A 16,113-nucleotide genomic window follows, 5' to 3' on the forward strand; every position below is an offset into this window, starting at 1 on the left:
CTGTCTTTCTTTTACTTTCCATAAACACGTATCGCTGCATCATAACTTCTCTTTGCATAGTTCCGTTTCAGATCGTTTTTATTTGGAATAATTTTTCTGAATGTCTGTCTTAAAATCTTTTTATATTTATTCTCCTGTTTTGGTGCTTCTTTCTGTTTTATTTTCATATGATCTGCACCCATTTCCTTCATAATCATCTGCCACCCGGTCACATGCACGGTAAAAAGTTCCGGTCTTGCCTTATACGCCATAAGTACCAGTTGCTGGTCATCATCCACACAATCCAACATTAACAGTGCTTCCATTGCATTTCTTACCAATTTCCAGAAGGTCGGTACTAATTCCCTGGATAACCCATACATACATCCCATCACACAGTCATTTTGAAACTGAAGCGTCTCCATGCCAATCCTTGCATCCGGGTCATACAGACATGAAATATGGATTTTTCCATTAAAATCATAATTCCACAGAAAATCATAGTCCTTCTCATCACTGTAAGTAATTCCACCATGATCAAATCCAAAATCCATCCAGACCACATCTTCTGTCAGAAGTCCCTTTTCATAGGCATCATTCATAAAATAGTATTTCATCATCCACAGGTAATCATATTTTGGATTATTCGATGATGCTTCCGGCAGATATCGAAAATCCAGAAAGTCCTGATTTCTGGATGCTTTCTCCATTCTTGCAAGCAAATCCCCTTCTAATTCAAAGAGATTGTCCGTTGCCACGATAACTGTCTTATCTAATAAACCATACTCTGCACGAATTGCCTTGATTGTCTCTGCACTCTTTGAATCCGTATACACAATTAATTTATTCTGTATTCTTGCCCAACGTCTGAACTCATCAAAATACTTTGACGCTGTCCTTCTCAACTCTTCATTCTTATCCTGCCCTCTGCCAATATCAAAGAAGTCTGTTACCAGTGTTATTTCGCCCATTTCTGTTCCTTCCAAATTTAATTTATTCCTTAAGCCCCTATAACAATCATACCAAGAATTGGTATCTGATGCTCCCTGCATCGGATCACTTCCTGATACATATTATTGTATCTGGACTTTCTCATTTCTTCAATAAATACAACCTGTCCTATCTTCGCCAGTTCTTCAAGTGCCTCTGCATAATAACAGATTTCTCTGCCTGAAACTACCGTCAACCCTCTCTTTTCACACTCTGCCTTAATTTTTTCCAGTATTTCTGTCGAAGTTCCGGACAAATCACTTCCTGTAAGGTATACTTTCTGATTTTCTTTACAAGCAATTTTCATATTGGCACAGATTAATTCAACTTCCTGCTCCAGAGACATTTTACCGGATTTTCCATATCTCGCTCCAACGTACCACTTGTCAATTTTACCGCGTTTTCCATCTACACTGCTTCGGATTGTTCCAAGCACATCATTATGATAGAGTGCCTTAATTTCCGCTTCAGAACGCAAATTTCCGGAAAGCAGATATTTTAACAATATAAAAATAATTGCCAGTGCTATTCCAATTATTCCACCAATTATAAACTTTGATACACTAATGTGTACACTAATCTGCTCCGGCACATCTGATCCATTTGTTTCTTCTTCATTGCCTGTCTGTTCTGCACTATCCTCATTTTGCTCTGGCTGATTCTCTGTAAGTTCCACATAAAGCTCCAACTGATTACCATTCATCTTACTTTTAATTGTATCCAAGTGTTCGCCAAGATTCTTGATTGCCAATGCCGTATCATCCTGCAGCTGTGCAAGTTCCTGATCTACAATAATATTTGAACTTTCATTCACAAGTTCTAATTCATGTGCAGTAAAGTTTTCATCCATCCTCTGTGCATATGCACTAAGTCCCTTCTTCACATTCTCTGCAAGTTCTTTACAATCCGCTTCCCTGCTTCCACGAATACGTACTGTAAAGCCAGTCTCATAAGTTTCCTTCGCATATATTGTTTCATCTTTCCGGCTGTCACAGTCAATCATTTCCGATGCCAGTTCACCATACATAAGATAATCCTGATAAATTGCTGCAAGTTCTGCAGCATTTCCTTCATCACTCTGCACACGATACTGTAACAAAATTAAATTCTCTGCATACGGATTAACAGCCATTAATGGGGAGTTATCTGCATAATCGCTTTTCTCATCCAGCTGCTTTTTAATTGCGACTGCACCATAGACTTGATCCAAATCCTGTGCCCCAAGAGCTTCTTTCATTTCATGCACTGTTTTGGAGTATTCTTCTACAACTTCATCCGCTGTTGTATCTGCATTCCTGCTGTCTTTTATATACTGATAACCGCATAATAAAACGGCTCCTATTATCAGACAGATTGCAATAACTCTCCAATTTCTTACAATTTCCCATAAAAAATCTGTAATTTCCAGATCAACCTCTTTTCGCCTTGTCATATTTTGTTCATTCATTAATATTCCTCACCTTCTGCTCATATACCATGTGCCAAACCAACCCACAATACACGCATATTATAGCATATTTTGCCGGCAATACAAATTAGTGCCGGTACATACTGGAGATTATTTTCACTCCCAGATTATTGGAAAGGATTTTCGCAAGAATCCGTTCTTTACTATTGAAACCTGTCTTTACAGCTTCCTGTGGCAGTTTTCCTTCATATTCTTCCCCTTTTATATGAATATCTACTTTTTTTGCAATATCTGCGATATAATCATCCGACTGTTTCCTAAGATTTTCATTTTTTCTTACAGTCTGCTGCATTCCTGTATTACTCCGGCGATACCAGAATCCAATTATCGGCACATGAACCGGATGTTTTCCCGCTCTTAACAATTTCAGATAGAGTGCCCAGTCCTCATCGTAATGCTTCCATTTTTCCGGGAAGCATCCAACCTCCTCTAAATCACTCTTGCGAAACAGTGCTGCATTCACCAGTGTATTATTAAACGTCATTCGACCTGCCGAAAAGGGCTTACACCAGATATATCTCTGACTGCCAAATCCAACAAGATCTGTATAACTCCAAGCTGCATCTGGATACTCGTTCAATGCTTTATATAAAATTTCCAGATAAAACGGTTCTATTAAATCATCAGCATCCAAAAATGCTATGATGTCTGCCCTGCTGTTTTTTATCCCGTTGTTTTTTGCCACGGACTGTCCTTGATTTTTCTGATGAATTACACGGATACGGGCATCCTTTTTCCCATATTCCTCTAACAGCTCAACTGCAGATGGTCTTGAACTTCCATCGTCTACAATTATCCATTCAAACGCCTCCATACTCTGATTGACCACACAATAATATGTCTGTATGAAATTCTGCTCTGCATTGTAAAATGGTGTCACAATAGAAATATTTGGTTTTTCCACAGATTCTGTAATATTTGATTTCACCTGTGTTTTTCCCGGTTCTTCATCAAAAGAAAATTCTTCTATGACTCTCATTGTTCAATCCCTTTCTTAAGATATTCAACAGACTGCCTTCTGTAATTACAAAGTTTATCCCCCACATGAGTATAATCAATCCCATCTGCGTAGTTCATTGCATCTTCAGCCGTTATATGCCTTTCTTCCAAATTCAGAAATGCAAGCAGATTGCTGATACGTCCATTCTCTTTGTATACACTATAAAACTTTTTTTGAAAGAGAATGGAGAAAACCGTTCCGTGAAAAGAATTGGTAAATATCATTTCTGCATCACGAATATACGTCAGAAACTCTCTCGGTCCCGCATCAAAAATCATATTCTCACTTTTCAGTTTCGGTGTTTTTTTATAATGTAACTCAATCAGTCGATATCCGAGCACTGCTGCCGCTTTTTCTGCGCATTTGCCCAACAACTCATCCTCTACCACAAAATAGGCAAATATGTATTTTTCCTTTACCAACGGCTCTTCATATAATAAATCCTCATAATCTGCCCTCTCTAAAAGAAGTGTCGGATCCACAACTGTAGTAACTTCTTTTCCTGTCAATTTCTCAACTACCCGTGCAAGTTTCTCTTCCCTTACGGATATATGTGCAAGACTCTTTAATGCCTGTTCAAAATAAGCCTGCTCCGCCTCAGGTATACTTCCGTTTGGCACACTCGCTGCATAGGAGATTTTCTTACATCCCGGTGCAAATTGTCCAAAATATGCCGGGTCAAAACCATGTGTCAGTTCCCTTGCCCATATCTGATCACTTCCCAGAATATAAACATCGCACCGCTCCTTTGCAAGGTCATTCAATGTCAATTTCTTTTCCTGTCCGTCTAGCAGTTTCTCTCCTATAAATTTTTCAAATGAAGTCCACTGATTCTTCCATTCCTTCAATCCATAGAGGTTCTCACCCACTTCGTGAAATACCTTGCCCCATCTTGATGGCAGAATGTCTCTCTTCCAAAAATCAATATGAATGCCTTTTCGGTATAATCTCGCAATATAGGGATTCTGATAATTTAAAATCTTTGCCTTATATCCCATTCGGTTCAATTTTGTTTTCAATGCATACGCCTGTAATACTGCCCCATAATTATGTGCGTTATGAAACGTCAGAATTCCAATTTTTTTCTTTTCATCCATTATTTTCTTACCCTCGCCATAATTTTATTTTTCATAATACTTCTTTCCGTATGATTCAATAATACAAAAAAGTTAACAATACATCCAGCAAATCCTGCGATCACACATACTACAAAAAATGTTATCCAGTTAATTGGCAATACATATAGTCTTTTAATTCCAAAAAATACGATCATCATAATAAATGTCGTTCCAATATACCTGAAAATAATTGGATAAAAAGTATTCCATTTTATCTTAAGGCATTTGCACGCATACAGAGGTACAAAGATAAGGTTTCCAAGAATTCCCGTTACCTTGCTTACCCCTGCTACCGCATAAATTCCAAGTGATGTAGTGTTTAAGAAGATGAACACCAAAAGTACATTAGTAAAACTGATGATCAACCAGAAAATAGAATTCACCTTCAACCTGTTTGTCACAAGGAATACGTTGTTTAAGGATGTTGTTACACCGGAAACCAGAAGACTCATCATGATCACCACAAGAAGAGAATAAATCAGATTCACATCCTGATTCGGCACCCATAGCTGCATGAAATATTTCCCGAAAATAACAAGAATACAAAAAATAATATTCACAAAAAAGGAAGAAAACTTCATGGAAAGCTTCAATTCCTTTACCACTGCTTCTGTATCGTCCTTCGCATAGTACATAGTAAGATTCGGGCTAAACAGATTAATAAGTGTATTGGTCAGTGTTGAAATATAGGTTGGTATCTGTTGTGCGATAGATAGTTCCCCCATCAGATAGGCACTGATCCAGATATTTGTAATTACCAGATCCAGTCCATCCGAAAGAACCTGCGACAGTCTGGAAATAGAGTTCCACATTCCAGCACTGATAAGTTCTTTTACCTTGATCCAATGAACATAACACTTTTTCAATCGTATATCAGGTACAAGCAGTCTTGTATAGTACATATTCATTACCAGCCCAACAAACGTACAAATACAGGTTACGATTCCAATATAGGCTACATTTGGAGGCAGCATACCAAACAGCAGACACATTAAAAACACACGGAGTAATGCCGTCACAATATTGGCAATACTGCTTAAATATAATCTATTGGTAATAAAAGTTGCTACATTATATACCGTACTAATCAAAGTAATAATAAAATTAAACAGAATGAAGAAAAATAAAAGCTTTACCGATTCTTCCAGTTCAACCGGAATATCTAACAGTTTCTCCGCATTTAAGATCACCGGTACTGCAACTGCAAGAATTACTGGTATGATTGCTATATTAGCCATTAATACAGACGAGAAATACTCATTCGCTTCTTTCTTTTTCCCCTGATGATATTCGATTGTGATAAATCTTCCCGCTACTGAGTTCAGCGCTACCGTGAGAATTGTAATATAGTTAATTACATTATTTCCAAGACTTACAAACCCATATGCTTCTTCCCCTACCGTATCGGTCAGAAATGGTGTAAAGAAAAATGCGATGCCAAGTCCTACAACAAATGTCACAAAGCTTGCGATTGTATTTATGATAAGTGCCTTATCTTTTCCTAGTTCCTTCATGTTCAAAAACCTCTATATAATCTTCGTAAAATTTCTTTTTCGGAAATTCTTTCGCCTGCTCCAAAGATAACTCACTCATCTCTTTCCGCTTTTCTTTATCATCTGCCAACTGTATGATTGCAGCTTCCAGATTCGGAATAATATTATCTCTATCTATCCATACAGCCACATTTGAGGGGGCATACTCTATCATTCCACCGGATTTCGTAATAATAAGGGGCAGTCCGGAAAGCATTCCCTCAATAGCAATCAGACCCGCTGCCTCTTCCCACAGAGATGGAATAACCTGGATATCTGCCGACTGATAGTACCGATATAATTTCTGATTCTCAATATATCCGGTAAACTTCACACGCTCTCCGGCTTTCTCCACCAGTTTCTGTACTTCCTGCACATAAGGTGTCACCACATTACCGCCAAACCCAGCACTTCCTATCATGAGAAGTTTTATATCCGGCCGCTTTAAATTAATAACTGCCTGAAGTAACTCTCTCACACCTTTTACCTCTATAATTCTTCCACAGAAAAGCAGGATAGTATCGTCCCTCTTAAATCCAAATTCTCCCCGGATTCTTTCCCGCTCTTCTGGCGTGATCCTTTTCTTAAATTTATCCTCATTCACACAATTATATACTGTGTAAGCTTTTACATCTTTATCCTCAGTTGTCCGCATCCACTCTCTTGTTGCAAACTGACTGATTCCAATCACACTTCCGTAAATATGATCAATATATGGCTCGCACAAAAGGTGATGGTGAATATGAAGATATACATTCTCTTTTCCGAATTCCTGTGCAAAACGTTTGAATTCATGATATAATCCACCTTCTGCAACAATTGCATCCGGTCTGTATTCTTTCAGATAACGAAATACTCTGCGATAATAAGCAATATCAATCCATGTCTTGTTCTTAATAATCCGATTACTGTAACGTATCACACGATTGATCAGACGATCTGCCAATGTTGTCTTTGGAAGATATATAATTTTCGAATACTTATACTTCTCTGCAATCGCCCTCGCCTGCTCATTGTCCGCACAAAATACCATAAACTGTACCCGGTGTTCTATTTCGTTTTGTTCTACAAGTATGGTCAACAGTTCTTCAATTGCCCCACCCCTGATAGCTGGTACCGGACCTGCTTCCGGCAATACTAATGCTATTTTTTCACTCATTTATCCTCTCATACGTCGTGATAATGTCCACAAATAGAAATCTGGTATATATACTTTCAGCCATCCTGAAATCTTCCGATGCCTGTCTTTTGTCTGCAAAAGTGCATTCTTATGTTCTCTTGCAAATTTTTTGCAATATTTGAATTCAGCTTTGTACTGTTTTTTCTTCTCTGGAGACAATGCAGCATATTTTTCAAATACCCTGCTTACACTGCACCCTATCAGATTAATATCTGCAAATTCCGGTGAGATTTTCGTTAATTTCTCATAACACAATTCTTCCACTCTCATAGCTTCCAGATATTTATCCTGAAATTCCTGCTTCATCGCACTTCCAGCATAAATCATATAATGATAAAATGGATATTGAATCAATGAAGCTCTCTCAAATTTTTCGGAACAAACCACATTCGTGTTAAACAATAAGTCCTCTGCCACTTTATATTCTTCAAACTGAATATTTTCAATTAAATCTTTGCGATATAACTTACACACCGGTCCCCACACAGTAAGCAGTGCAAGACCACTCTCTGTTTTGTTTTTTCCATGAATAATTGTACGTTCAGTTATAGTGCAGTTATCCTTTTCTTCCAGTTGATTTTCTTCCCGAAGCAAGCAGCATGCTACATCTGCATGATCTACCTCAGCCAACCGATACAGACTTTCCAGCATATCTGCTTCAACCCAATCATCTGCATCCAGAAACATCACATATTTTCCTATTGCCAATTGTATTCCTTTATTTCTTGTTCTTGAAACACCTTGATTTTCCTGCTCATAAACCTGAATTCTGTTATCCTGTCGTGCCCATTTATGACAAACTGCAAGACTGTCATCTGTAGAACCGTCATCTATCAACAAAATTTGAAGATTTGTATAAGTTTGTCCACAAATACTCTCCAGTGTATGGGGCAGATATTTTTCAACATTGTATACAGGCACAACAATTGTTATTAAATCATTCATATATTTTCCTCATCTGTCCGATCTTCTACACTCTTTCTCTTTGTAAAATGAATATCACCACTGCCATATCCATGAAGTACTACTCCAATCCAGTGTAAGAAAATGGAAAAAGCAAAAGCCAGAATACAAGTTGTAATTCCAAAAATCATATTATTAATCGTACCACCATCAAATAACAATTTGGTATATGGAACAGATAAAATACAAAGTGCCAATACATTTCTTTTCTTTAAGAAATATGTAAGACTTCCTTCTGCAATTGCAAATGGAATCAACATATTTATCACCGCACCAACTACTCCGAAATTTGCATAGCCTTCTGCAATAAGTCCAGGCTGTGCATAAGATGCTGAAATATATTTTGCCGAAAGAAGCGGCAGACTCACATATTCGAATCCGAAATATCCCGCAAAACTCTTCACGTAAGTAATTCCATGGAAAAAACCGTGTACCTTCACATGTTGGATAATATTACCTCCAAGCTCCGTCCAGACACCAAATAGCCTATAAACCTGTCTTACACATGAATCATAAATACTTTTGAAATTTGTAATCTCACTTAATATATTATAGCTCCTGTCATAATAGAGATTTAACTTCACCAATTCAGATACCATTCCATATGCCATAACAATAAAAATCCCGAAAATCAATAACGGAACTATCTTTTTTCCTTTTTTATAATTATCATTCACTGCCGCAAAGAGAAAGAAGATTAATAACAGCGGCATGATATATTGAATAAAAAGGAATCGATTGGTTCTTACCTGATAAAGGCAATATAAACCTCCTAAAAGACCACCCACTGTATACAAATTAAGATTTCCGTGTGTACATAAGAATCTGGCTGCAAAGTAACAGAAAACCGGAACATATAGCACAAGTCCAGCTGTCCCCAATCTAAAATTCAAAAACAAAATAACAATTCCCATTAAGAAAACAGTGATATCATCCGCCCTCTTATACCTTATAAAATCACTCTGTTTCACTTCATCTGTCGTCTGTTTCACACATAACAGATATAGGAATATTACTGCCATAATAATAAAATATACTCCCAAATAAAGTAGAAAGAAATCCTGTGGTTCCTGCACTCCCTCTCTTTCCATCTCCCTTAATCTGCTATCTGTAAAATACCCCGGACATAAAACTCCGTCAATAAACACGTTAATCAGTAGAAACAAATACCCTACACTGAATATTTTTCGCTTTTTCTCATAAAGAACAGACACTGCTAAAAACGCCACTAACGATATCAAAAGCCATGCACACCGCTCCCAGATATGTCCATCTCCAACCATAACTTTTTTATCCAACAGAAGATTCAGACAGATAAATATCGTGACTGCGACCATCCCGGCTCGTGTCACCTGAAACATTTTTTTTGTCATACATACCGCTTTCCTAAACTCTTATCATTCATTAATACCATCACACATTTCACTGCAAGTTTCATGTTCTCTTTCAAATTATAGAGATATGGCTTTGCAAAAATTTTCCAGAAATACTTTCGAATATCTTTTTCAATAATCTTTTTCCGGTTCTTCCATAACTTGCCCATTCATTGCAAGATAAAGCACATTCCATGCCAGACAGCTCTGTATCACAGGTGCCAGAAGTTCTCTGTCTTCTTTTGTCTGAAAATAATCTATCCGCTCATGCCACATTTCAAAATAATCCATGCAATCCTGTTTTTTATAAGTAACTCCCATAATGGAATCTGCACGTTGTAGATAGTAGTATATATTCTCCGGAATACACACCACACATTCCTGATTCTCAAAAACAGATACAAACACATACTCATCTTCATAATGTCTTCCACATGGGAAACGCAGTTCTTTAAAAATTTTAGCATCATACAAAGCCCCCCATGCTGTAACTAGTACCCATTCACCCTGAAGCTCTTTTTTTATAATCTCTCTTCCCGTATAAAGCTCCTGCTTCTTATCCTGTGTCACACATATTTGCTCTGTAACTTTATTACTCTCATCTATTATCTGAATTCCGCAAACTGCAATTGATGCCCGATTCTGCTGTAATGCATCATACAGTTTACAGATATAATCCTCATCAATAAAATCATCTGAATCAACGAACGCCACATACTCTCCCTGCGCAATATCCAATCCGGCATTTCTTGCATCAGACAATCCACCATTTTTCTTATGTATCACTTTGATTCGATTGTCTTTGTTCTGATATTGGTCACAGATTGCCGGACACTCATCCGGAGACCCGTCATCTACCAAAATAATTTCCAAATTTCCATAACTCTGACGGAGTAACGAATCAACACAGATTGTAAGGTATTTTTCTACTTTATAGATTGGCACAATCACACTGATTAATGGTTTCATTTCATCTCCTCATACATTTCTTCTAATCGCCCCGCCTCCACACGGATATCAAATCCATGTTCTGCAAGCTCTTTTCCAAAACTTCGTCTTGCCTTTCCGTTGTCTTTATAGCGTCCTGCCGCTCTTACCGCTGTCTTCGCCCATTCTGCCTTACTTTCCTCCAGAGACAGGAATGGACTGCCCATCACATCCACTTCTCTGGTGATCGTATCAGAAAACACACATGGCAGACCGCATGCCTGTGCTTCTACGCCAGTCATTGGCAGCCCTTCGAATAAAGATGGCATGACCATGACATCCATTGCCTGATATAACTCTCCGGTGTTATCCACCATTCCGAATATTTTTACTGAATTTATCAACCCAAGTTGTTTTATTTTCTCCTCAATCTGTGGGCGTAACTCACCATCTCCCACCAGCCATAATACACTGTCTTTGTGGATTTTTCGTATCTCCGAAAAAATATCTACCAGATACATCTGGTTTTTCTGTTGGCAGAACCGGCCTACATTTCCAATAACAAGCTTATCTTTTGCCTGATACTGTGTTCTGATTTCATTTCTTGCTGTTTCGTTATAAGCATATTCATCACAGCAGATCGCATTTTTCAACACAGTATAATCTTTTTTGCCAAAAAGGAACGCTCCTGCTGCCTGCGAGCATCCGATCCGATCGGTAATGTACTTTTGAGATATGCTCCAAAGCATTCTATTCCGCACCGCTTTTCCTTTACTCTCCGCATATACAGTTGCATGGCTATGTACAATTCGATGACTGATTCCATACTTTGCAGCAACCGGCAGGCATAAAAATGCAATGTAGGGTGCATGCAGATGAACAATATCATATTCACTGTGATGTTCTGAAAAAAACTGTTCAAAATATTTCTTTGTCTGTCTCATCTGTCTGCCGGACAATACCGGATAAGTATAGACTCTTGAGCCAAGTTTTTTCACTTCTTTATCAAATGTCTCTTCCTGCTCTCCGAAGATCAGATAATCCATCTGGACACGTTCCATATTCATATGTCTCTGATAATTGAGCATCACTGTCCCGACACCGCCCACCGGGCGTTTTCCAATGATCTCCAGCACACGGGCTACACGCATGATTTTTTCCTCCATTTATGCCTTACCCTTTAAGCATTTATAGCATAATTTTCTTTACACAAAAGAATTTTTCTATGAATTTTTTCTTAGTTATTCAGATTTGCGCAAAAATCTCTTATAAGAGTACTCCTTCATCCACCCCGGCATCATGAGTACAACAAAAGTTCCAACCTGCGCCTTTATATATTCAAACGTATTTGTAATTCCTAACTCGTGCTGCTGTTTTCTAAGTTTTTGAAAATCCTTGTAATAAGCCCATCCACTTCTTCGCTTTACTAATCCCATGCTTGTTCTCGCCCGGACAAGTATATCTTCCATGTTCCGGAACTGATATCCCTGTGACAACATCCTACTCCATAGAGAATAGTCCTCCAGAAATGGAAAATGTTTATAATTTCCCGCTTTTAAAATAGAATCTTTCCTATACATAACTGTCATGTGATTTAATGGATTACGCACTTTCACATACTCTAAAATCGCTTCCTGAGTCTTTGGCATGTTCTTAACGCGGTCTATGGTTCCTTCATCATTAAATTCCCGGATAGCACCACCTACCACATCCACTTCAGGATGTGCTTCCATATATGCCCCCTCTTTCTCTAATCGATCCGGCATCGCAATATCATCCGTGTCCATTCTTGCAATCAGATCATATTGGCATAATTCCACTCCTTTTGCCAGTGCACGACCAAGCTGAACATTCTGTTCCATAGCATGCACGTGGAGATAATCACATTTTTTCTGATACTCCGCCACTACCTGATATAATTCCTGTGTCAGAGGTCCATCTTCGATCAGAAGAATTTCATCTGCAGTCCTCGTCTGAACTAATATACTTTCTAATGACGCTCTTAAATATTCTGGATTTTCTTTTTTATAAACAGACATCAATACGGATATTTTACTCATATTCTATCTCCTTAGATTTTTTTATACTCTCCAGAAAATCCACCACTTCATACTCTCCCATTTCTTCCTGAAATGATAGTTTCCGGTCATAGGTCAGGCTGCCAAAAACCTTTGAGAATATGTTAACTCTTCCGGTAAGCTTACCGATGATCCACTCGAATCCCGGAACGAGCCATATACTTCTTCCATAGCTTTCGGCGATCCGTGCTACCATATCTGATGTATTCACATATTGGCTGTTTTGTGGGCAATAGATACCATCTGCATCTCCTCTGATAATCCGATATAAGAACTCGCACAAATTCTCGATGTATATCATGCTTCTCTCATTGCTCACTCTCGGAAAAACAGGTATCTTGCCCGCCAGCTTCTCCAATGAAGCATAATTTCCGGTACAAGCTTTCCCATAAATCATTGGAGGTCTGATAACTGCTACTTTGAATGTATCACTTCTTTGCTCACATAAGTACCGTTCTGCGGCAAGCTTGCTTTTTCCATAAAAAGTAATCGGTGTACATTCTGTTTCTTCTGTAATCTGTCCCATTGTCATTCCATAAACACTCATCGTACTTAAAAAAACGAACTGACGAACCCGCTCAGCCTTTGCCTTATCCGCAAGTTCTTCTGTCAATTTTGTATTAACTGCATAATAGAGTGCCTCCATTTCCGGCTGCTCTTTCTGATGTACAATTGCAGCCACATGGAGGATCGTATCATATTTTGAAAAATCCATTTTCTTCCATTCTGAATTTCTCACAGAAACAAATGTAACATGCCATCGGTCTTCCAACGGCATGTTTCCATTTTTTTTCTCTATATACTGTTTGAATGAAGTGCCAACATAACTGTTGGTTCCGGTTATCAAAATCTGTTTTCCCATTATTTTCCCTCGAATAACCCAGCATGTCTTTTTATCCGCTGCTACTAGCTATTTATGCATTTCTCCGGTTCCACCTTCCACAACACCTTTGTGTGACAAGACTGCTGTGATCGTTCCAAAAAAGCACTTCAGATCCATTATGAATCCAAATTTTTTCACATACTCACCATCCAGTTTTGCCTTTACATCTATCTCCAACTCATCACGTCCGTTGATCTGCGCCCATCCGGTCAGTCCCGGCATTACATCATTTGCACCATACTTATCACGTTCCTCGATCAAATCATACTGATTCCACAAAGCTGGTCTTGGTCCGACAATACTCATCTTTCCCATAAGGATATTGATGATCTGCGGCAATTCATCCAGACTGCTTTTTCTTAAAAATTTCCCTACTCTTGTAATATACTGTTCCGGATCAGCCAGCATATGGGTTGGCATATCCTTTGGCGTATCAATTCTCATAGTTCTGAATTTGTAGATCATAAAGTGTGTCTTATGGATTCCAACCCTTTTCTGTTTAAAAAGGATTGGTCCTCTACTATCAATTTTAATCGCAATGCATAAAATCAAAAACAACCAGGATAACAGAATTAATGCCATCGCCGATAAAAGAATGTCAATTATTCTTTTCACTCCCATATAAAGTTTCTGTGACATTGTAAATTGTCTCATCTTTTTGATTCCTTTCATGTATCTGCAATTATGCAAGCATCAGACAATAAATAGATATACCTGTGCCTATCAGCATTAAAAACGCTATAAGACTCTGATAATTCTCTAATTTCATGCTGCATCTCACTTTTTGGTTTATAAAAATGAGACTCAGTGGAAAGATCAGCGGCAAATAATATCTTGGTGATACTCCGTTAATTACCATCGACCCTACCGGTGTAAAATCCAGGTATAATGCCGTCCAGACCAGACATGCTGTTCCAAATATTAATACTGCATTCCATATTTTCATCATCAATATTTTTCTTTTCATCTGTGCATCATATGTTTTTTCTGTCATTCCAAAATCGGTCACAAATGTAAACAACATCGTAAGCAGTACTACAAAATATCCTATTCCATCATAGATTCCACGGTATGCAAAATTTGCAAGCACTTTGGAACCAATAAAATAAGATGCAAACGTTGTTCCAAGTGATTTCAACAAAACTCCTGTATACGTCAACGGATATCCCAAAATCATAGATAACTGACTTGTCTGGCTCGTATCTCCTCCACGGTAATCTCCTACCTCTGCTCCGCTTGTAACATTACCTATTAACGGCAGTATAAAGGACGCAAACATTAATATTAATAAGACAAAGATTCCTGCTTTAAACAGATTCTTTTGTCTCCTGCTATAAAACTTGTCCTTCGGCATAAGCCAATATAATGCCAAAAATGGAATATAGACCGCCTTTGAAAAGCATCCCACAACCATAGCAAGAATAGATACCATCGTCCGTTTTGTTTGAATTTTTTCTTCACTCAGGTACTCTGTTACAAACAATGCTATGCCCAACATTAAAAGTGCTATCACAAATGCATCATATGTAAATGACGAAAAAAGAAATACCGTTGTCGGCAGCAACCCAACACACATCAATGTACGTTTTCCATACTTGCTGAAACGAATCGCACACGTAACGACAGCTGTACAAAACAGTAAATTAAAAAACTTTCCTAAAAATACTGTTGCTACATAAGACAATCCCAGTGTTCTTCCTAATCCAAGTCCTAATATCTGTGGAAGATAAGCCCTTTGTCCATATCTGAGAAATCTACCTTTTTGTGATGACAATACAACGGTATCATTTGCCTGATTAAGCCATTCTCCTATCCATTGTTCTTCCTCTAACGTGTCCCCTGTTGGTACGCGCATTTCTACATTTGACATCACAGCATCACTGTACTCCATATAATTCCATACCCAGGAGTCTGTATATGCTATATTATAATGAATCTGTTCATCCCATGAATCAAATGAATGATGTGCTGATAAGATAATCACCGTTCCTAATGCAACTGATACCATTGCGTACATCCATTCGGGTCTTTTTCCAAAAAAGTACAATGAGAAACAAATATGTAACTTAGCAACAATACTGAAAATACAAGCAGAAACTTTGCCCAGGAAAATACCGTGTGATTTACAAATATTATTGAATTTAACTTATCCGCATCTTTGTTTTCCACTGTCAATTTCAGGCTGTCAACTTTCTGATCTACCCAAACTGCAGATTTTCCAAGCAAAAATGATGCAGTATCTTCCAGTTCCATCACTTCTTTTTGTCCATATCCATCATAGAATGTCACTTTCATTCTGGAGCTGATATCCGTCTTGCTTTGATAAATCAAATAGATAGAACTCACATATCTTCCATCAAATAAAAAATCATACGTTGTCTCTCCATCTTTATTCTCTGCCTTTTGTACTTCGCTCACCTGAAAAGTCTGCTCATATTTTTCGTTTTTAAACGAATTCCACTGTAATAATACCTGTTCTACAAATAACGATAGGAAAAATATTACAATAATTGCAATAAAATCTCTAAGATATATTTTTTTATTTTTTAGAATTTGTTTTATCTGTTCCATTTTCCTTTTTCCTATCAAGTTGCAAAATAAATCCCATTCCTGCAAGTACAA

At 37.9% G+C, this 16,113-nt stretch carries 15 protein-coding genes; all 15 read right to left on the reverse strand.

The features are described from left to right. Nucleotides 1-11: 11 nt before the first annotated feature. Entirely contained in the window at nt 12-950 is a 939-nt protein-coding gene (locus tag ROSEINA2194_RS11265) for a WlaTC/HtrL family glycosyltransferase (RefSeq protein ID WP_007886933.1), read from the reverse strand. Between the two features lie 29 nt (nt 951-979). Further along, a complete protein-coding gene (locus tag ROSEINA2194_RS11270) occupies nt 980-2,416 on the reverse strand; it encodes a hypothetical protein (protein WP_007886934.1) in 1,437 nt (478 codons plus the stop codon). 88 nt (nt 2,417-2,504) lie between these two features. Next, nucleotides 2,505-3,416, reverse strand: a complete 912-nt coding sequence (locus ROSEINA2194_RS11275; RefSeq protein WP_007886935.1) for a glycosyltransferase family 2 protein — start codon at nt 3,414-3,416, stop codon at nt 2,505-2,507. Then, nucleotides 3,413-4,534, reverse strand: a complete 1,122-nt coding sequence (locus ROSEINA2194_RS11280) for a polysaccharide pyruvyl transferase family protein (RefSeq protein WP_007886937.1) — start codon at nt 4,532-4,534, stop codon at nt 3,413-3,415. Before ROSEINA2194_RS11280 ends, ROSEINA2194_RS11275 begins: the two co-directional genes overlap by 4 nt. Then, a complete protein-coding gene (locus ROSEINA2194_RS11285) occupies nt 4,534-6,069 on the reverse strand; it encodes an MATE family efflux transporter (RefSeq protein ID WP_007886939.1) in 1,536 nt (511 codons plus the stop codon). Before ROSEINA2194_RS11285 ends, ROSEINA2194_RS11280 begins: the two co-directional genes overlap by 1 nt. After that, nucleotides 6,047-7,246: a glycosyltransferase family 4 protein gene (locus ROSEINA2194_RS11290; protein ID WP_007886941.1), complete on the reverse strand. Its 1,200-nt coding sequence runs from the start codon at nt 7,244-7,246 to the stop codon at nt 6,047-6,049. Before ROSEINA2194_RS11290 ends, ROSEINA2194_RS11285 begins: the two co-directional genes overlap by 23 nt. After that, on the reverse strand, nt 7,247-8,212 hold the full coding sequence (locus tag ROSEINA2194_RS11295; protein WP_007886943.1) for a glycosyltransferase family 2 protein: 966 nt from the start codon (nt 8,210-8,212) through the stop codon (nt 7,247-7,249). Next, complete coding sequence (locus tag ROSEINA2194_RS11300; RefSeq protein WP_007886946.1) at nt 8,209-9,603, reverse strand: DUF6032 family protein; 1,395 nt, start codon at nt 9,601-9,603, stop codon at nt 8,209-8,211. The genes ROSEINA2194_RS11295 and ROSEINA2194_RS11300 overlap by 4 nt, the downstream gene beginning before the upstream one ends. A 132-nt stretch (nt 9,604-9,735) precedes the next feature. After that, on the reverse strand, nt 9,736-10,572 hold the full coding sequence (locus ROSEINA2194_RS11305) for a glycosyltransferase family 2 protein (protein WP_007886952.1): 837 nt from the start codon (nt 10,570-10,572) through the stop codon (nt 9,736-9,738). Then, a complete protein-coding gene (locus tag ROSEINA2194_RS11310; protein WP_007886954.1) occupies nt 10,569-11,696 on the reverse strand; it encodes a glycosyltransferase family 1 protein in 1,128 nt (375 codons plus the stop codon). Before ROSEINA2194_RS11310 ends, ROSEINA2194_RS11305 begins: the two co-directional genes overlap by 4 nt. Nucleotides 11,697-11,771: 75 nt before the next feature. Then, on the reverse strand, nt 11,772-12,590 hold the full coding sequence (locus ROSEINA2194_RS11315; protein WP_007886956.1) for a glycosyltransferase: 819 nt from the start codon (nt 12,588-12,590) through the stop codon (nt 11,772-11,774). Continuing rightward, nucleotides 12,583-13,470 carry an NAD-dependent epimerase/dehydratase family protein gene (locus ROSEINA2194_RS11320; protein ID WP_007886960.1) on the reverse strand — a complete coding sequence of 296 codons (888 nt, stop codon included), beginning with the start codon at nt 13,468-13,470 and terminating at the stop codon, nt 12,583-12,585. The genes ROSEINA2194_RS11315 and ROSEINA2194_RS11320 overlap by 8 nt, the downstream gene beginning before the upstream one ends. 48 nt (nt 13,471-13,518) lie before the next feature. Next, on the reverse strand, nt 13,519-14,145 hold the full coding sequence (locus ROSEINA2194_RS11325) for a sugar transferase (protein ID WP_330370438.1): 627 nt from the start codon (nt 14,143-14,145) through the stop codon (nt 13,519-13,521). Between the two features lie 28 nt (nt 14,146-14,173). Then, entirely contained in the window at nt 14,174-15,499 is a 1,326-nt protein-coding gene (locus tag ROSEINA2194_RS11330; protein WP_007886965.1) for a DUF2142 domain-containing protein, read from the reverse strand. Further along, a complete protein-coding gene (locus ROSEINA2194_RS11335; RefSeq protein ID WP_172727107.1) occupies nt 15,481-15,909 on the reverse strand; it encodes a hypothetical protein in 429 nt (142 codons plus the stop codon). Before ROSEINA2194_RS11335 ends, ROSEINA2194_RS11330 begins: the two co-directional genes overlap by 19 nt. Nucleotides 15,910-16,113: the final 204 nt, after the last annotated feature.

Origin of the sequence: Roseburia inulinivorans DSM 16841, from assembly GCF_000174195.1 — a bacterium.
In the GTDB taxonomy this organism is placed as follows: domain Bacteria; phylum Bacillota; class Clostridia; order Lachnospirales; family Lachnospiraceae; genus Roseburia; species Roseburia inulinivorans.